This window comes from Burkholderia sp. AU30198, from assembly GCF_020419825.1.
Lineage (GTDB): Bacteria > Pseudomonadota > Gammaproteobacteria > Burkholderiales > Burkholderiaceae > Burkholderia.
Genome location: NZ_JAIZSA010000041.1, coordinates 1 through 18,152 on the forward strand (window position 1 = coordinate 1; position 18,152 = coordinate 18,152).

Annotated in this window: 15 protein-coding genes; 4 read left to right on the forward strand and 11 right to left on the reverse strand. The window is 65.8% G+C overall.

Annotation, left to right across the window (positions count from 1 at the left end):
• Positions 1 to 198 precede the first annotated feature (198 nt).
• Positions 199 to 885, reverse strand: a complete 687-nt coding sequence (locus LGN19_RS39070; RefSeq protein WP_069746497.1) for an orotate phosphoribosyltransferase — start codon at positions 883 to 885, stop codon at positions 199 to 201.
• Positions 886 to 1,345: 460 nt separating this feature from the next.
• Here LGN19_RS39070 and LGN19_RS39075 point away from each other — a divergent pair, with 460 nt between their 5' ends.
• On the forward strand, positions 1,346 to 3,616 hold the full coding sequence (locus tag LGN19_RS39075) for an NADP-dependent malic enzyme (RefSeq protein WP_122944181.1): 2,271 nt from the start codon (positions 1,346 to 1,348) through the stop codon (positions 3,614 to 3,616).
• Between the two features lie 151 nt (positions 3,617 to 3,767).
• On the opposite strand, the gene LGN19_RS39080 is transcribed toward LGN19_RS39075, so the two are convergent.
• Positions 3,768 to 7,358 carry an indolepyruvate ferredoxin oxidoreductase family protein gene (locus tag LGN19_RS39080; protein ID WP_226220177.1) on the reverse strand — a complete coding sequence of 1,197 codons (3,591 nt, stop codon included), beginning with the start codon at positions 7,356 to 7,358 and terminating at the stop codon, positions 3,768 to 3,770.
• 328 nt (positions 7,359 to 7,686) lie between these two features.
• On the opposite strand from LGN19_RS39080, the gene LGN19_RS39085 reads away from it, so the two are divergent.
• Entirely contained in the window at positions 7,687 to 7,881 is a 195-nt protein-coding gene (locus LGN19_RS39085) for a hypothetical protein (RefSeq protein WP_089449731.1), read from the forward strand.
• Positions 7,882 to 8,013: 132 nt separating this feature from the next.
• On the opposite strand, the gene hppD is transcribed toward LGN19_RS39085, so the two are convergent.
• The gene (hppD, locus tag LGN19_RS39090) at positions 8,014 to 9,111 is read right to left on the reverse strand and encodes a 4-hydroxyphenylpyruvate dioxygenase (RefSeq protein ID WP_122944183.1); all 1,098 of its coding nucleotides are present in this window, start codon (positions 9,109 to 9,111) and stop codon (positions 8,014 to 8,016) included.
• Between the two features lie 212 nt (positions 9,112 to 9,323).
• On the opposite strand from hppD, the gene LGN19_RS39095 reads away from it, so the two are divergent.
• Positions 9,324 to 9,848 (forward strand): Lrp/AsnC family transcriptional regulator, encoded by a 525-nt coding sequence (locus tag LGN19_RS39095; RefSeq protein WP_011350656.1) that lies wholly within the window; start codon positions 9,324 to 9,326, stop codon positions 9,846 to 9,848.
• 57 nt (positions 9,849 to 9,905) lie between these two features.
• Here LGN19_RS39095 and LGN19_RS39100 read toward each other — a convergent pair whose 3' ends face one another.
• The 8 genes from LGN19_RS39100 to paaA form a co-directional block, all read right to left on the reverse strand.
• Complete coding sequence (locus tag LGN19_RS39100; RefSeq protein WP_174973703.1) at positions 9,906 to 10,553, reverse strand: GNAT family N-acetyltransferase; 648 nt, start codon at positions 10,551 to 10,553, stop codon at positions 9,906 to 9,908.
• A 242-nt stretch (positions 10,554 to 10,795) separates the two neighbouring features.
• Complete coding sequence (locus LGN19_RS39105; RefSeq protein WP_006482923.1) at positions 10,796 to 11,401, reverse strand: TetR/AcrR family transcriptional regulator; 606 nt, start codon at positions 11,399 to 11,401, stop codon at positions 10,796 to 10,798.
• A gap of 16 nt (positions 11,402 to 11,417) precedes the next feature.
• On the reverse strand, positions 11,418 to 12,242 hold the full coding sequence (locus LGN19_RS39110) for a DUF1835 domain-containing protein (protein ID WP_226220179.1): 825 nt from the start codon (positions 12,240 to 12,242) through the stop codon (positions 11,418 to 11,420).
• A 128-nt stretch (positions 12,243 to 12,370) separates the two neighbouring features.
• Positions 12,371 to 13,459 carry a 1,2-phenylacetyl-CoA epoxidase subunit PaaE gene (paaE, locus tag LGN19_RS39115; protein WP_175223501.1) on the reverse strand — a complete coding sequence of 363 codons (1,089 nt, stop codon included), beginning with the start codon at positions 13,457 to 13,459 and terminating at the stop codon, positions 12,371 to 12,373.
• A gap of 5 nt (positions 13,460 to 13,464) precedes the next feature.
• A complete protein-coding gene (gene paaD, locus LGN19_RS39120; RefSeq protein ID WP_226220180.1) occupies positions 13,465 to 14,028 on the reverse strand; it encodes a 1,2-phenylacetyl-CoA epoxidase subunit PaaD in 564 nt (187 codons plus the stop codon).
• 25 nt (positions 14,029 to 14,053) lie between these two features.
• Positions 14,054 to 14,857, reverse strand: a complete 804-nt coding sequence (paaC, locus tag LGN19_RS39125; RefSeq protein ID WP_226220181.1) for a 1,2-phenylacetyl-CoA epoxidase subunit PaaC — start codon at positions 14,855 to 14,857, stop codon at positions 14,054 to 14,056.
• Positions 14,858 to 14,867: 10 nt separating this feature from the next.
• A complete protein-coding gene (gene paaB, locus LGN19_RS39130) occupies positions 14,868 to 15,152 on the reverse strand; it encodes a 1,2-phenylacetyl-CoA epoxidase subunit PaaB (RefSeq protein ID WP_226220182.1) in 285 nt (94 codons plus the stop codon).
• Between the two features lie 40 nt (positions 15,153 to 15,192).
• Positions 15,193 to 16,191, reverse strand: coding sequence for a 1,2-phenylacetyl-CoA epoxidase subunit PaaA (gene paaA / locus LGN19_RS39135; protein WP_175223498.1), 999 nt, complete (start codon positions 16,189 to 16,191; stop codon positions 15,193 to 15,195).
• A 199-nt stretch (positions 16,192 to 16,390) separates the two neighbouring features.
• On the opposite strand from paaA, the gene LGN19_RS39140 reads away from it, so the two are divergent.
• Positions 16,391 to 17,662 carry an SGNH/GDSL hydrolase family protein gene (locus LGN19_RS39140; RefSeq protein ID WP_226220183.1) on the forward strand — a complete coding sequence of 424 codons (1,272 nt, stop codon included), beginning with the start codon at positions 16,391 to 16,393 and terminating at the stop codon, positions 17,660 to 17,662.
• Positions 17,663 to 18,152 lie beyond the last annotated feature (490 nt).

An 18,152-nucleotide genomic window follows, 5' to 3' on the forward strand; every position in this document is an offset into this window, starting at 1 on the left:
TGCACCACCACCGACAGCTTAAAAGCCAGGCTGTAGTCCCGCTGCGTCCGCTTGATCCCTTGCTCCATCTGGCACCTCCTCGCCTCGGCGAAAAAGTGTCAACCTATTTCAGGATGGGTCACGGACGAAAAAAAAGCCGCCCGCGATGAAGCGGGCGGCTTGTTCAGCCAGGACACCGGCCCGCGGGCCGGTGCGGCGTCATTCCTTCGGGGCCGTCGCGCCGCCGTGCGCCGCCGACCATTCGGCCGGTGCGTGCAGGAATTTCTCGACTTCGTCGAGCGTCTTCGTCTCGAAGTAGCCCGACGCCTTCGCGACGCGCAGCACGTCCCACCACGTGGCGAGCGCGTGCAGGTCGACGTCGATGTCCTTCAGGACCGACACGCTTTCCTTGAAGATGTTGTAGTGGAACAGCACGAAGCAGTGGTTCACCGTCGCGCCTGCGGTACGCAGCGCGTTGACGAAGTTGATCTTGCTGCGGCTGTCGGTCGTCAGGTCTTCCACGAGCAGCACGCGCGAGCCTTCTTCCAGATGGCCCTCGATCTGCGCGTTGCGGCCGAAACCCTTCGGCTTTTTGCGCACGTACTGCATCGGCACCATCATCCGGTCGGCCAGCCATGCCGCGAACGGGATACCGGCCGTTTCGCCGCCTGCCACCGCGTCGATCTGCTCGAAGCCGACGTCGCGCATGATCGTCGTTTCCGCCATTTCCATCAGCGCGCGGCGCACACGCGGATACGAAATCAGCTTGCGGCAGTCGATATAGACGGGGCTTGCCCAGCCGGACGTGAAGATGAACGGTTTTTCTGCGTTGAAGTGCACTGCCTGTACTTCGAGCAGGATTTTGGCGGTCGTATCCGAGATCGACTGACGATCGTAGCCTGTCATGGGCATTCCTTGGGTGATGAGCGAAGAGCGGGCGCGGGCCCGGTGGCGCAGCAAGGGGAACCTGCCCGGGGGGCCGGGGCGCGATCGGAGGGCCAATCGCATCGCTGCGCGCGTAGCCCGCTATTTTACCCGATTCAGGCCGGTTTTCGGCGGAATTCGCGCGGGTTCGCCCCGCGGCTCACCACCGGCGAAACAACCGGGGCCAGACTGATCGCGCGCTGATGCGGAGGATGCGGCGCTGCACCAACATGCGTCATTTAGGGGGTGTACACTAGGCGACCCTTAGAAATCGTTCAGTACTTTGTACTTTCCTCTTGCCACCCGCCAAGGTTCGATGGCGTGCCGACCCGGCGCGTCGCGTGCCGTCTCGCAGTCGATCACCCTCTCGATTCAAGCAGACGCGGCCGAAGGTGCGGCGTACTGAACCGTCAATATTTCGCATGTCTCTCGCAGGTCAATCATGGACGAACAACTGAAGCAGGCCGCACTGGCTTATCACCTGAACCCGAAACCCGGCAAGATTTCGGTCACCCCGACCAAGCCGCTGTCGAACCAGCTGGATCTGTCGCTCGCGTATTCGCCGGGCGTCGCCGCTGCGTGCGAAGCGATCCACGCCGATCCGCTCGACGCGCAGAAGTACACGTCGCGCGGCAACCTCGTCGGCGTCATCACGAACGGCACCGCCGTGCTCGGCCTCGGCAACATCGGCCCGCTCGCCGCTAAGCCGGTGATGGAAGGCAAGGGCTGCCTCTTCAAGAAATTCGCGGGCATCGACGTGTTCGACATCGAACTGTCGGAGTCCGACCCCGACAAGCTCGTCGAGGCGATCGCGATGCTCGAGCCGACGCTCGGCGGCATCAACCTCGAGGACATCAAGGCGCCGGAATGCTTCTACATCGAGCAGAAGCTGCGCGAGCGCATGAAGATCCCCGTCTTCCACGACGACCAGCACGGCACCGCGATCATCGCGTCGGCTGCGATCCTGAACGGCCTGAAGGTCGTCGGCAAGAAGCTGTCCGAAGTGAAGCTCGTGTGTTCGGGCGCGGGCGCTGCGGCGATCGCGTGTCTGGACCTGCTGGTGAACCTCGGCCTGACCAAGTCGAACATCCTCGTCGCCGATTCGAAGGGCGTGATCTACGAAGGGCGCGGCAACCTCGACCCGTCGAAGCAGCGTTACGCGGCGACCACCGATGCGCGCACGCTCGCTGACGCGATCGTCGATGCGGACGTGTTCCTCGGCTGCTCGAGCGCGGGCGTGCTGAAGCAGGACATGGTCAAGACGATGGGCGACCGCCCGCTGATCCTGGCGCTCGCGAACCCGGAACCGGAAATCCGCCCGGAAGACGCGAAGGCCGTGCGCCCGGACGCGATCGTCGCGACCGGCCGTTCGGACTACCCGAACCAGGTCAACAACGTGCTGTGCTTCCCGTTCATCTTCCGCGGCGCGCTCGACGTCGGCGCGACGACGATCACGGAAGAAATGAAGCTCGCGTGCGTGCGCGCGATCGCCGAGCTGGCGCAGGAAACCGACCAGAGCGAAGAAGTCGCGAAGGCGTATGAAGGCCACTCGCTCGAATTCGGGCCGGACTACCTGATTCCGAAGCCGTTCGACCCGCGCCTGATCATCAAGATCGCGCCGGCCGTCGCGCAAGCCGCGATGGATTCGGGCGTCGCCACCCGTCCGATCCAGGACATGGACGCGTACCGCGAGCAGCTCGGTGCGACCGTCTACCGCACCGGCATGGTGATGCGCCCGGTGTTCGCGACCGCGAAGCAGAAGCAGGCTCGCATCGTGTTCGCCGAGGGCGAAGACGAGCGTGTGCTGCGCGCCGCGCAGTTCGTGCTGCAGGAAAAGATCGCGAAGCCGATCCTCGTCGGCCGTCCGTCGGTCATCGACATGCGCCTCGCGAAGATCGGCTCGAAGCTGAAGGCCGGCACCGATTTCGAAATCGTCGATCCGGAAGACGATGCGCGCTACCACCGCTACTGGCAGGCCTATCAGGAGATCGGCGCGCGTGACGGCGTGACGCCGGAAGTCGCGAAGGCCGCGATGCGCAAGTTCAACACGCTGATCGGCGCGATGCTGGTGCACCTGGGCGACGCGGACGGGATGATCTGCGGGATGATCGACACGTTCCACAGCCACCTGAAGTTCATCGAGCAGGTGCTGGGCCGCGCAAAGGGCGCCGAGCACTTCGCGGCAATGAACCTGCTGATGCTGCCGGGCCGCAACCTGTTCGTGTGCGATACGTACGTGAACGAGCTGCCGAGCGCCGAACAGCTCGCCGACATGACGATCCAGGCCGCGGCCGAGATCGAGCGCTTCGGCATTACGCCGAAGGCTGCGCTGCTGTCGAACTCGAACTTCGGCAGCGCGCCGTCGGCGTCGTCGCGCCGGATGGGCGAGGCCCGCAAGCTGATCGTCGAACGTGCACCGAACCTGGAAGTCGACGGCGAAATGCACGGCGACGCGGCGCTGTCGGAAATGATCCGCAAGCAGGCATTCCCCGGCACGACGCTGTCGGGCGAAGCGAACCTGCTGATCATGCCGAACGTCGAAGCGGCCAACATCGCGTACAACCTGCTGAAGATGGTGGGCGGCGAAGGCGTGACGGTCGGCCCGTTCCTGCTCGGCGCAGCGAAGCCGGCTCACATCCTGACGCCGGCCGCGACCGTGCGCCGGATCATCAACATGACGGCCGTTGCCGCCGCGAACGTGAACACGAAGTAAGTCCACGCCCGCGTGTGCCGCGCTTCGCGCGCGGCACAATGAAAAACGCCACGGAACCTGCGTTCCGTGGCGTTTTTTTTATCGTGAAGCGACGTGAGCCGGTAGGCGCTCACCGGCGGGCATCCGGACCGCGAATGCCCGCCGCGTGCCGTTACGCGACCTGCTGGTGCGACTGGCCGCCGGCCGGCGCACGCCACTTCGCGAGCAGCGTGTTCCACTTCTGGCGTACCGCGCGCAGGTTGTTCTCCTTCACGTGGCCATAGCCGCGAATGCCGTCCGGCAGCGCCGCGAGCTCGAGGGCGAGCGGGCGGTTGGCCGCGTTCAGCTTGCCGAGCACCTCGCCGATCAGCGCTTCGTACTCGCCGATCAGCGCGCGCTCGGTGCGACGCTCCTCGGTACGGCCGAACGGGTCGAGCCCCGTGCCGCGCAGGAACTTCGCCTTCGCGAGCATCCGGAACGCCGACATCATCCACGGGCCATACGCCTTCTTCACGAGATGGCCGTGCGCATCCGTCTTCGCGAACAGCGGCGGCGCGAGGTGGAATTTCAGCTTCCAGTCGCCTTCGAACTGCGCGGTCAGGCGCGCGAGGAACGCCGGGTCGGACTGCAGCCGTGCGACCTCGTATTCGTCCTTGTACGCCATCAGCTTGAACAGGTTGCGCGCAACCGCTTCGGTCAGCTGCTCCTGCACCGTGTCGCCGTCTGCCAGCGCACGCTCGGCCGCGCGCACCTTGTCGACGAACGACGCATAGCGCGACGCGTACGCGGCATTCTGGTACGCGGTGAGGAACTCCACGCGCTTCGCGATCAGTGCGTCGACCGCCTTCTTCGTGTGCAGCGCGATCACCGTGGCGCCTTGCGCGGGGCGCGCGTCGCCGGCCGCGGCCTGCTTCACGCTTGCCAGGTCGTGCGCGGCGCGGCGGCCCCATTCGAAGGCCGCGCGGTTCTTCTCGACCGATACCGCATTCAGCTCGATCGCGCGGACGAGCGACGCGAGCGTGAGCGGCAGCCAGCCTTTCTGCCACGCGTAGCCGAGCACGAACGGGTTCGTGTAGATCGCGTCGCCGAGCAGCGCGACCGCGAAGCGGTTCGCGTCGATGAAGTCGACGTCAACGCCGGCCGCCGCACGGATGTCGTTTTCGGCGGACAGGCCGGGGAACGCCCAGTTCGGGTTCTTGATGAACTCGGCGGTCGGCGTCTGCGCGCTGTTGACGACCACGCGCGTCGTGTCGTGCCGCATCCGCGACGTGCACTCGTCGCCGGCCGTGACGATCGCGTCGCAGCCGATCACGAGGTCGGCTTCACCCATCGCGATCCGGGTTGCGTGGATGTCGGTCGGCGCGTGCGAGATCTGCACATGGCTCATCACGGCGCCGCCTTTCTGCGCGAGGCCGGTGACGTCGAGCACGGTCACGCCCTTGTTTTCCAGGTGCGCGGCCATCCCGAGCAGCGCGCCGATCGTGACGACGCCCGTGCCACCGACGCCCGTGACGAGCACGCCGTATGCGCGGTCGATGTCCGGCAGCGTCGGCTCAGGGATCGGCGGCAGTGCGTTGCCGTCGACCGACACGGCCTTCGGCTTCTTCAACTGGCCGCCCTCGACCGTGACGAAGCTCGGGCAGAAGCCCTTCACGCACGAGAAGTCCTTGTTGCAGCTCGACTGGTTGATCTGGCGCTTCGTGCCGAATTCGGTTTCCAGCGGCTCGACCGACAGGCAGTTCGACTGCACCGAACAGTCGCCGCAGCCTTCGCACACCGCCTCGTTGATCACGACGCGCTTGGCCGGGTCCGGATACGTGCCGCGTTTGCGGCGACGGCGTTTCTCGGTCGCGCAAGTCTGGTCGTAGATCAGGATCGTCGTGCCTTCGATCTCGCGCAGCTCGCGCTGCACGTCGTCGAGCTGGTCGCGGTGATGGATCGGCACGCCCGGCGCGAGCAGCGCCTTCTGGCTGTCGTACTTCTCCGGCTCGTCGGTGACGATCACGATCTTCTTCGCGCCTTCCGATGCGAGCTGGTGCGTGATCTGCGGCACCGTCAGCACGCCGTCGACCGGCTGGCCGCCCGTCATCGCGACGGCGTCGTTGTACAGGATCTTGTAGGTGATGTTCGCCTTCGACGAGATCGCCGCGCGCACCGCCAGCAGGCCCGAGTGGAAATAGGTGCCGTCGCCGAGGTTCGCGAACACGTGTTTCTCGTCCGTGAACGGCGCCTGGCCGATCCACGGCACGCCTTCACCGCCCATCTGGCTGAAGGTGCTCGTGCTGCGGTCCATCCACACGGTCATGTAGTGGCAGCCGATGCCGGCGATCGCGCGCGAACCTTCCGGCACGTTGGTCGACGTGTTGTGCGGGCAGCCCGAGCAGAACCACGGCTTGCGCTCGGTCTGCACGTGCGGCTTCGCGAGCGCCATTTCCTTCGCGCTGATCACGGCGAGCCGCGCGGCGATGCGTGCACGCACGTCGGACGGCAGTTCGAACTTCTCGAGGCGCGTCGCGATCGCCTTCGCGATGATCGCGGGCGACAGCTCGTAGTGGGCGGGCAGCAGCCAGTTGCCCATCGGCACCGACCATTCGCCGCCGGCGCCGTCCTTTTCGTCGAACTTGCCGAACACGCGCGGCCGCTGGCCATCGGGCCAGTTGTACAGCTCTTCCTTGATCGCGTATTCGAGGATCTGGCGCTTTTCCTCGACGACGAGGATTTCATCGAGGCCGCGCGCGAATGCCTGCGCGCCCTGCGCTTCGAGCGGCCACACGCAGCCGACCTTGTAGAGCCGGATGCCGATCCGCGCGCAGGTTTCGTCGTCGAGGCCGAGGTCGGTCAGCGCCTGGCGCACGTCGAGGTACGCCTTGCCGCCGGTCATGATCCCGAAGCGCGCGCTCGGCGAATCGATCTCGATGCGGTCGAGCTTGTTCGCGCGCACATAGGCGAGCGCCGCGTACCACTTGTAGTCGAGCAGCCGTGCTTCCTGCACGAGCGGCGGGTCGGGCCAGCGGATGTTCAGCCCGCCTTCCGGCAGGATGAAGTCGGTCGGTAGCACGATCTCGGTGCGATGCGGGTCGATGTCGACCGACGCCGACGATTCGACCACGTCCGTCACGCACTTGAGCGCGACCCACAGGCCCGAATAGCGGCTCATGGCCCAGCCGTGCAGGCCGAAATCGAGATACTCCTGCACGTTGGACGGGAACAGCACGGGCAGCCCGCAGGCCTTGAAGATGTGTTCCGACTGGTGTGCCAGCGTCGACGATTTCGCCGCGTGGTCGTCACCGGCGAGCACCAGCACGCCGCCGTGCTGCGACGAGCCGGCCGAGTTCGCGTGCTTGAATACGTCGCCCGTGCGGTCGACGCCCGGGCCCTTGCCGTACCACATGCCGAACACGCCGTCGTGCTTCGCGCCGGGGTACAGGTTCACTTGCTGCGAGCCCCACACGGCGGTGGCGGCGAGATCTTCGTTGAGGCCGGGCTGGAAGACGATCTGGTGGGCTGCCAGGTGCTGCTTGGCTTTCCAGAGCGACAGATCGAGGCCGCCGAGCGGCGAACCGCGATAGCCGGAAATGAAGCCGGCCGTATTGAGACCGGCGGCGCGGTCGCGTTCCTGCTGGAGCATCGGCAGGCGCACGAGGGCCTGGATGCCGCTCATGTACGCGCGACCGCGTTCCAGTGTGTATTTGTCATCAAGCGTGACGGACTTCAGCGCGGCTTCTAGGGACGCGCGTTGGCCTGCGTCTAGCGGGGCATTCATTAACTGTCTCCTCCACCCAGTTTGGGATCACCAAAACTCGACTGCTTCGGGCATCTTGTGGACGCGTCGGCAGTGGCCGGCATATTGGCCGGTTTTAAGCGATGGTAGCACTGGGGCAAACCCGCCGCCCATCGGTTGGAACGCGGGGGAATTGCGGCGGCGCATCAAAAAAGGGGCTGAATCATGAGTTACATCATGTAAAAGCATGTAAAGCTGGCCCCATCTGCATGCAAACGCCGTTAATCTTGTCGGCCTGCTGGTGGTGCCCGGCCGCGTTGGTTCGTTTCGACGCAATCGGAGAGGCGCCGGCAGTTTTACAGGAGGTGCAATGAACACACGTCATATCCAGAGTTTCCTGATCGTGTCCGCCGCGTTTTTCTCGATGACGGGCCCGGTGCACGCGCGAGGCGCGAGCGCACTGGCGGCAGCCGGCGCGCAGATGCAGCAGATCGTGCCGGCCCAGGACGCCGTCGCGCAGCCGTCGGCCGAGCGCGCCGTCGCGTCGAAGGCGAACGCGCGTTGATCCGGTCGCGCGGCCCGCGGGCCGCGCCGGAATGCAAAAAGGGCGGGAATCCTGAGATTCCCGCCCTTTTTCTTTGTGCCGCCGGATCGTGCGGGCTGCCGGGTTGCCCCGGGCAGCCGCCCGCCGGATGCGTCAGGCCTTGTCCTGCACGACGCCGCGGCGGATCTGGTCGAGCTCGATCGATTCGAACAGCGCCTTGAAGTTGCCTTCGCCGAAGCCCTGGTTGCCCTTGCGCTGGATGATCTCGAAGAAGATCGGCCCGATCTGGTTCTCGGTGAAGATCTGCAGCAGCAGGTCGTCGCGTGCGCCGTCGATCAGGATCTTGCGCTTCTTCAGTTCTTCCAGCGATTCACCGTGGTTCGGCACGCGGCGGTCGACCAGTTCGTAATACGTGTCGATCGTGTCGAGCAGCTTCACTTCCTTGCTGCGCAGGCCGTCGACCGCCTGGTAGATGTCGCTTGCACCGAGCGCGATGTGCTGGATGCCTTCGCCGTGATACGCGTCGAGGTATTCCTGGATCTGGCCGGCCGTATCCGAGCCTTCCTCGTTGATCGGGATGCGGATCTTGCCGCACGGCGACGTCATCGCCTTCGACTTCACGCCCGTCACCTTGCCTTCGATGTCGAAGTAGCGCACTTCGCGAAAGTTGAACAGGCGTTCGTAGAACTCGGCCCATTCCTGCATGCGGCCGCGATGCACGTTGTGCGTCAGGTGGTCGATATAGGTGAGGCCGTGGCCGACCGGGTTCGGGTTCGCGCCGGCGATCGGCTCGAAGTCGACGTCATAGATGCTGATGTCGCCGATTGCGCCCGGTTGCGCACCGTTCTTGCCGCGCCAGCGGTCGACGAAGTAGATCAGCGAATCGCCGATGCCCTTGATCGCCGGGATGTTCAGCTCCATCGGGCCCGTCTTGTTGTCGAAGCCCCATGCGCCGAGTTCCAGCGCGTGCTGGTACGCCTTCGCGGCGTCCTGCACGCGGAACGCGATTGCGCAGATCGACGGGCCGTGCAGGCGTGCGAAGCGTTGCGCGAACGAATCGGGTTCGGCGTTGATGATGAAGTTGATGTCGCCCTGGCGGTACACCGTCACGTCCTTGTGGCGGTGGCGCGCGATCGCGGTGAAACCCATCCGTTCGAACAGTTGTCCGAGCGCTTTCGGGTCCGGTGCCGTGTATTCGATGAATTCGAAGCCGTCGGTGCCGACGGGGTTGTCCCAGTTCGGGATCTGCATGGCGTGTCTCCTGTGGGGGCGATCGGCCGGGGCGGTGTGCGCATGCCCGGCGTGGTTCGATGTCGAACGTGGCACACGCGGCGGCGTGCGCAACGAATCGGTACGTGCGACAGAGTGTAGCGGGCAGCTGCGAGCGTAAACTTGCGAACTTAATTGCCCGAACCTACGATGGCGCAATTTCCAGTCTCAAACTATTCATTGGAGGGCAGAAGATGGCGCAAGCCGAATTGGATGCCATCGACCGGCGGATTCTCGCGATTCTTCAGGAGAACGGCCGCCTGTCGAACCAGGAGATCGCCGAGCGCGTGAACCTGTCGCCGAGCCCGTGTCTGCGGCGGATCCGGCGGCTCGAGGAGATCGGCGTGATTACCGGTTATGTCGCGCTGCTGAATCCGCAGAAGCTCGGGCTCGACCTGCTCGCGTACGTGAGCGTGCGGCTCGAGAAGCGCGGCGGCCTGGCGCCGGTGCGGGCCGACGAAACGTCGGCGCGGGCGGGCGCGACCCATGCGGAGCTGTTTCGCGCGGCCGTGCAGACCTGGCCGGAAGTGGTCGCGTGCCACGCGATGACGGGGGATATGGATTACCTGCTGCGCGTGCAGGTCGAGGACATGGCGCATTTCTCCCGCTTCGTGCAGGAGCATCTGCTGCATCACCCGTCGGTGATCGACGTGAAGACGAGCTTTTCGCTCGAATGCTTCAAGGAGACGACGGCGTTGCCGATTCGTTCGGTGCGCTAGTGTGCGCGGGGAAGGGGGAGGCCGGGCGCGCCGCAGGCGCGGCCCGGCTGGCCGGTGTTACGCCGTCAGCGCGGCGGGCATCAGCGATTCGATGAACTTCGTGGTGCGGCGCGCCTGGCGCTTCATCGCGTAGTCGAACACCGCGGCCTGCTCCTGCAGCATCTCGGCGATGATCGTCGAGTGGTCGGCCGGCGGCAGCGACAGGTACGCATCGGCTTCGCCGTACGCGTACTCGATCCGCATCCCGGATTTCTTCGCGATGTGCATCATCGTCGCGTTACGCGACAGGCAGTGCATGTACAGCATCGTCACGTGCGTGTTGCGGCTGCGGATCGCCGCGCGCTCGAACAGCTTCGAGCCGACGCCGCGGCCGCGTGCGCTTTCGAGCACCGACACGCCGAATTCGGCCGTGCGCTTGTCGCCCTCGGCCGGCAGGTAGGCCAGGTGGCCGACGCCGATCAGTTCGAGGTCGTGGTCGAACACGCCGAACACGGTGTCGCGGCCGAAGTCGATCGTACGGACATAGTTCTCGATCACGTGGTCGGGCACCATCTGGCCGAAGCGCAGCAGGCGGTCCTCTTCGTCGAGCGAGAGAAAGTGGGTGAGCATTTGCTCACGGTCTTTGGAAGCCAGTTCCCTGACGAGAACCGGCGCAGTACCGGCGTTGCCGACGACATCGGCAGTGCCGTTGAATTGCGTGTTCATCGTGGGTTCCTCAGTGTGACCGCACAGCGGGTTGTGCAATGCAACAGCATTTTACCCGACCGTCAGCCCCAGGATTGGGGAAAACCCGTATTTGACGATATTTAAGCTGGAGGATGAATTCTAAATCTGCTTAGTTAATTGTCTATCTATTTGATTTTTAAGCAATTTAAAATTCATCATATGAAATGCGCGGCGGGCGGTCGCAGTGTGCCCGTCGCGCAACGTTTGCTGCTGCGCGGCAATCAGGCTGCCGTCGACAGCCCGCGCTCGATCAGGTCGATCACTTGCTCGGCGAAGTCGCGATAGCCGAGGCGGCCGCCCGGCTTCAGCCACGTGAACGTCCAGTTGATCATCCCGAACACCATCATCGTCACGGACGTCTGGTTTTCCTTCGAGATGCGGTCCGGGTACGCCCGGGCGAGCTGCCGCGTGAACGCCGCGACGATGTCGCGCTGGCGGTCGAGCACGATTTCGCGCTGCGCATCCTCGAGATATTTCACGTCGTTGAGCAGCGCGACGTGCCGACTGTGCGAAGTCTCGTATTCGGCGAGGAACGCGCGCACGAGCTCGGCGAACGCGTCGCGCTCGCTGAGGCCGCGCCGCTGGCTCGCCCCTTCGACCTCGGCGATGATCAGCATCAGCCGTTTCGTGTAGCGGTCGAGCAGGTCGAACAGGATCGCTTCCTTGCTCTCGTAATAGTGATAGAGGCGTGCCTTCGACGTGCCGCTCGCGGTCGCGAGATCGGACATCGACGTGCTCGGGTAGCTCGTCTGAGCGAATTTCTCGGCGGCCAGATCGAGGATCTGCTCGCGCTGGGATTCGTGGTCGGGCGCTCGGGTACGGGCCATGGTCGAATGCGGAAGATTAGCGGTGCGGGGTGGCCGCGCGGGCCGCGCGCACCTGCGTGGAAGAGAGGGCGTCGGGCGCGTCGTCCTGCAGCTCGAGCCGGCCGGCTGCCGCGAGCTCGCGGCAGCGCCACCAGGCGATCGAGTCGCTGACGAACAGCCCGCCGCGGTCGGCGTCGGCCATGATGCTGCCGACGAGGCGCCCCGCGGGCAGCCAGTCGGCTTCCGCGCGCGCGACGATCAGCGCGTCGAGATCCGCGTAGTGGCCGCTCTTGATCGTGTTGCTGACCCAGTAGCGCAGCTCGGCGTTCAGGTGCTTCGCCTCCTGCCATTCGAGCGCGAGGCGGCCGATGCGCAGCACCGAGATCGGTGCGGCTACCGGCCGTTTGCGCGCCAGCTCCGCGGCCGAGAACATCCCGGTCGCGCATGCCTGGTCGGTGCGCGACAGCGCCGCGCGCTGCGCGGTGTCGAGATCGGCGGCCGACAGCCGTACTTCGTTCAGGCGTTGCGGGACGTTGCGCAGGTGATAGGCGACGCGGCGTAGCAGCAGCTTGTCGCCGACGCTCGGCGCGTGCCACACCACCACCTGGCCGGTATCGGCCGCGAGCTGGTCGAGGCGCGCGAACTCGCTTTCGATCTCTGCGTTCCAGTCGGGAATCTGGTCGCCGAGCACGCGCTGCCAGAAGGCGGCGCGCGTGTCGGGCGTCTCGTCGGCGCCCTTGAGCGGCCCGACGCCGAGATCGTCGAGCAATCCGACGACGAGCTCGTCGCGTCCGGCTTGCGCGAGTGCTTCGCGCAGCGACGCGGCGGCGGTGCCGCCCTGAATCACATGAATGGTACTCATCGGCCTGTCGTCAACAAAAGAAAACCGCCGGCCGGGCGGACGTTGCGATGTCCAGCCGGCCGGCGGCCCCTAGTGTAAGCGAGATGTGTGACGGCGAGAAACCGTCCGGCGCCGCGACGCGACGTCGCTCAACGCTCGTCGTAGCTCACGACGACCTTGTCGCTGATCGGGTGGCACTGGCACGTGAGCACGAAGCCGTCCTTCACTTCATGCTCCTCGAGCGTGTAGTTCTTCTCCATCCGCACTTCACCCTCCAGCACCTTCGCGCGGCACGTGCAGCACACGCCGCCCTTGCACGCATACGGCAGCGCAAGGCCCGCGCGCAGGCCGACATCGAGCAGGCTCACGCCTTCGTACGGCAGGCGCAGCTTGCGCTTCTTGCCGTCGAGCACGATTTCCAGCTCGGCGGCCGGCGTCTGCTCGGTGATTTCGACGACCGGCGCGCCGGCCTGCGGCAGCGGCGTGCCGAAGCGCTCGACGTGCACCTTCGCCTGCGGTACGCCGGCCGCCTTCAGCGCGGCTTCGGCCGCATCCATCATCGGCGCGGGGCCGCAGATGAACGCTTCGTCGATTGCGTCGGCCGGCGTCAGCGTGCCGAGGAATTCCGCGCATTTCGCCTGGTCGAGCACGCCGTTGAACAGCTCGACGTCCTGCTGGTCGTCCGACAGCACGTGATAGAGGACGAAGCGGTTCATGTAGCGGTTCTTCAGGTCCTCGAGCTCCTCTGCGAACATGATCGCGTCGACGCTGCGGTTGCCGTAGATCAGCGTGAACGTGCTGCGTGGTTCGAGTTCGAGCGTCGTCTTCACGATCGCGAGCACCGGCGTGATCCCGGAGCCGCCGGAAAACGCGACGTACTGTTTGCCGTGGTCGGCATTCAGGTGCGTGAAGAACCGGCCGTCCGGCGTCATCACGTCGATCGTGTGGCCGGGCTTGAGCGTGTCGAACGCGAAGTTCGAGAAGCGGCCGCCGCGCACGCGCTTGATGCCGATGCGCAGTTCGCCGTCACGGTCGTAGTCCGTCGTGCCGACGCAGATCGAATACGAGCGGCGCGTTTCCTCGCCGTCGATGTGGGTCTTCAGCGTGACGAACTGGCCCTGCGTGAAGCGGTACGCGTCGCGCAGCTCGGGCGGCACGTCGAACGAGACGGTCACGGCGTCGGCGGTTTCGGGCCTTACGTCGCGGATACGCAGCGGATGAAATTGCGGGGTCGCCATATCGATTAATAAGGTTTGAAGTAGTCGAAGGGTTCGCGGCAGTCGACGCAGCGATACAGCGCCTTGCAGGCCGTGGACGCGAATTGCGCGAGACGTTCGGTACGGGCGGAGCCGCAGCGCGGGCACGCGGGCGCCGCGACGGGCCGCGGCACGAAACGCACGACGTTCTCCCGCGGCGCGGCGGTGCCGCACTGGCCGACCGGCGGCGCGATGCCGTACGCGCGCAGCTTGTCGCGCGCTTCCTGCGTGATCCAGTCGGTCGTCCACGCGGGCGCGAGCACCGTCTCGATCCGGTGCGGCTGCAGGCCGGCGGCCTGCAGCGCGGCGGCGATGTCCTCCGCGATCTGCGACATGGCCGGGCAGCCCGAGTAGGTCGGCGTGATCACGACTTCCAGCTGACCGTCGTCCGCGTGGCGGACGTCGCGCAGGATGCCGAGCTCGCGGATCGACACGACCGGGATCTCGGGGTCGGGCACGGCTTCGAGCACGTCCCAGGCACGGGCGAGCAGCGGGTCGGCGTGGCGCGCGGCAGGCACGGCGTTGGCGGGGGCGGCGGTCTGGACGGACATCGTCGGGCTCCGTTGGGGCGGCGGGTTACCAGCTCGCGCCGGGATGTTGGCGCGCGAGGCTCTGCATTTCAGCGAGCAGGTAGCCCATGTGTTCCGAGTGCTCGCCCTGCTTGCCGGTCGTCACATGCTGCACGGGTGCCGGCAGCGTGAGCGTCGCTTCCGCGAGCGCGTCGTCGACGTCCGCGCGCCATGCCGCTTCGAGCGTGGCCAGTGCGGGGGCGATGCCCGCAGCGGCGACCGCGTCGTCGATCGCATCGGCGACGAAGCATTCGCGCGTGTACGGCGTCAGGTAGTCGAGCGCGTCCTGCGCACGACGGTGCGATTCGTCGGTGCCGTCACCGAGGCGAACCAGCCACTCGCGTGCGTGCTGCACGTGATAGCGGGTTTCCTTCACCGATTTCGCGGCGATCGCGGCGAGCTGCGTGTCGGCCGACGTTTCCAGTGCGCTCCACACGTGCAGCATCAGCGCCGAGTACAGGAAGTTGCGCACGATCGTGACCGCGTAGTCCTTGTCGGCATGCGCGGTACCGGCGATCGGGCCGTAGTGCGGCAGCTCGGCGAGGGTGAAGTTCGCGAACTCGCGCTCGGTGCGGAAGTACGCATAGTCGTCCTCGGTCTTCGTCGCGCCGGTAAGCTGGCGCTCGAGTTCGGCCGCGTGCGTATACAGCATGCGCGCCTGGCCGATGAGGTCGAGGCTCATGTTGGTGAGCGCGATGTCTTCCTCGAGGATCGGGCCGTGGCCGCACCATTCGGCGTTGCGCTGACCGAGGATCAGCGTGTTGTCCGCGAGGCGCAGCACGTAGGAGAGGTGTTCGGGCGTGATCGTCATGGCGCGGGCGTTACATGTGGTTGACTTCGTCGGGCAGCGTGTAGAACGTCGGGTGACGGTAGATCTTGTCGCCCGCCGGCTCGAACAGCTCGGCCTTCTCGTTCGGATCCGACGCGACGATCGCCGACGACGGCACCACCCAGATGCTCACGCCTTCCTGGCGGCGCGTGTAGACGTCGCGCGCCATGCGCAGCGCCATCGACGCATCGGCGGCGTGCAGGCTGCCGCAATGTTTGTGGTCGAGCCCCTGCTTGCTGCGCACGAACACTTCCCAGATCGGCCATTCCTTGTTCATCACTTTCTCCTGAATCCTGAATTCGATGGTGTGCCGCCGCTCAGGCGGCGTGCTGTTCGGCGCGCGCGCGGCGCTTTGCTTCGTGGGCGAGTGCGGCTTCGCGCACCCATGCGCCGTCGTCGTGCGCTTTCACGCGGGTCGCGAGGCGTTCCTTGTTGCACGGGCCGTCGCCGTTGACCACGCGCCAGAATTCGTCCCAGTCGATCGTGCCGTAGTCGTGATGGCCGCGCGCCTCGTTCCACTTCAGGTCGGGGTCGGGCAGCGTCACGCCGAGCACCTTCGCCTGGTCGACCGTCGCGTCGACGAACTTCTGCCGCAGGTCGTCGTTCGTGATCCGCTTGATGCCCCATTTCGCGGACTGGTTGCTGTGGACCGAATCGGCGTCGCTCGGGCCGAACATCATCAGCACCGGCCACCACCAGCGGTTCACCGCCTGCTGGACCATCGCGCGTTGCGCGTCGGTGCCCTTCATCATCGACAGCAATGCGTCGAAGCCCTGGCGCTGGTGGAACGATTCTTCCTTGCACACGCGGATCATGGCGCGCGCGTACGGGCCGTACGTGCAACGGCACAGCGGGATCTGGTTCATGATCGCGGCGCCGTCGACGAGCCAGCCGATCACGCCGACGTCGGCCCAGGTCGGCGTCGGGTAGTTGAAGATGCTCGAGTATTTCGCCTTGCCGGCGTGCAGCGCGTCGACCAGTGAATCGCGCGATACGCCGAGCGTTTCGGCCGCGCTATAAAGATAGAGGCCGTGGCCGGCTTCGTCCTGGACCTTCGCGAGCAGGATCGCCTTGCGCTTCAGGCTCGGCGCACGCGAGATCCAGTTGCCTTCCGGCAGCATGCCGACGACTTCCGAATGCGCGTGCTGCGAGATCTGGCGAACCAGCGTCTTGCGATAGGCCTCTGGCATCCAGTCCTGCGGCTCGATCTTGCCGTCGGCGGCCATGACCGCATCGAACCGCGCCTGCTCGGGCGACTCGGCTGCGGCGTCGAGCGGCGCGACGTTGCCGGGGATGTCGAGGGATTGCGTGTACATGGCGAGGCTCTCGTCCGGTTGAATGTGTGCGAAGTATAAGCCAACCGACCGGTCGGTTAATAAATTTCTTGTGGATTTGCGGCGAGACTCGGGTAAACGAGGGACGTCGGGGCGCGATCGGGTGGCGTGATGGTGGTCTGGTGCGTGGGGTTCGCGTCTTCTGCGGCACAATGCCCGCTTTCCGACGAGGATTTTGCCGATGTCATTCCGAAGCAGTATCGCCGCGGCCGTGCTGGGCGCGGCCGTCTTTGTCTCGCCGCTCGTGGCGTCGGCCTCGGCCGCGCCGGCCGGATGGGTTGCCGCATGGGCGACGGCACTGCAGCCGATTCCCGACCTTGCCGCACCGCCGCCGCTTTATCGCGCGCCCGACGTGGCGGGGCGAGCGGTGCGCCAGATCGTCTACCCGACGGTGTCGGGCCGCGCCGCACGGATTCGCGTCAGCAATGCATACGGTCGTGCGCCGCTGGTCGTCGAGGCGGCGAGCCTCGCGCGCGCCGGTGAAGGGGCGGCACTCGGCGGCGGTGCGGCCGTGCCGGTCCGGTTCGGCGGCAAGGCGTCGGTGACGCTTGCGCCGGGCCAGGAACTCGAAAGCGATCCGGTGGCGATCGACGTGGCGGCCGGGCGGCCGTATGCGATCAGCCTCCAGATGGGGCCGAACCAGCGGATGACGGTCTGGCACCGCGTGTCGAACCAGTTCAATTACGTGTCCGCACCGGGCGATCACGTGAGTGATCCGGGCGCCGCCGCGTTCCGCACCCGCTTTACCCAATATGCGTGGGTGACCGAGTTCGCAGTCGAGACCGGTGCCGCGCGCGCCAGCGTAGCCGCGATCGGCGATTCGATCACCGATGGGCTGCGCTCGAGCGTGAACCGCAATCGCCGTTGGCCGGACGCGCTTGCGCATCGGCTGACCGCCTCCGGCGTGGAGTCGATCGGCGTCGCGAATCTTGGTATCAGCGGGAACCGGCTGCTCAGCGACTCGGCGTGCTACGGCACGTCGCTGGCGTCGCGTTTCGAGCGCGACGCACTTTCGCGGGCAGGTGTGAAGGCGGCGATCGTGCTGATCGGGATCAACGACATCAACTTTGCGGCGATGCCGCCGCGCGCGGGGCTCGATTGCGACCACCCGCATACGCAGGTCTCGGCCGCGTCGCTGATCGAAGGCTACCGCCGGCTGATCGATGCGGCGCACCGTCAGGGCGTGAAGGTCTTCGGCGCGACGCTCACGCCGGCCGGGCTGCCGGCGGGGCGGGAGGCAATCCGGCTCGAGGTGAACCGGTGGATCCGGAGTGGTAGCGGGTTCGATGGCGTGGTCGACTTCGACGCGGTGCTGCGCGATCCGGCGCGCCCGAGCGTGCTGCAGCGGCGCTACGATAGCGGCGACGGCATCCATCCGAGCGACGCCGGCTACACGGCGATGGCTGACGCGGTACCGGTCGAGCAACTGCAGGCTGCGGTGGGCGGCAAGTGACGCACCTCTATATATAGAGGGAAGTGTTGCTGGCGACCTGGAGATCAGCGCCGCCACGCGACCCGTAGAGCCCCGAGCCCCCGTGCGCGGCAGCGCACGGGGGCTTTTTCAAAATATTTTCACAAAGGGGCTTGCGTAGTTGGGGGCGGGTGCTTAGAATCACGCCTCTTTCGCGCTAACGGAAACGCGGCGCGGAAGAGGGAAGCAGGGTTGGTGGTGCGCAGCAGTCTGGAGCGCGCAGCTGGCCTGGAAGTTGAGCCCCGCAGTCGCAACGAAGTAGTTAAAAAAGTTGTTGACGAAATGCGAAACACGGTTCATAATCTCGCTTCTCTGCTGCTGAAAACGCAGCGCTGCTGAGAAACGCGAAGTTCCTCGCAGAAATGCTCTTTAAAAATTAACAGCCGATAAGTGTGGGCGCTTGATGGAAGCGAGCTGATCCTCGGATCAGATAGCGAAAGTATCAAGAGTCTCACACTAAAGTAAGTCAGGT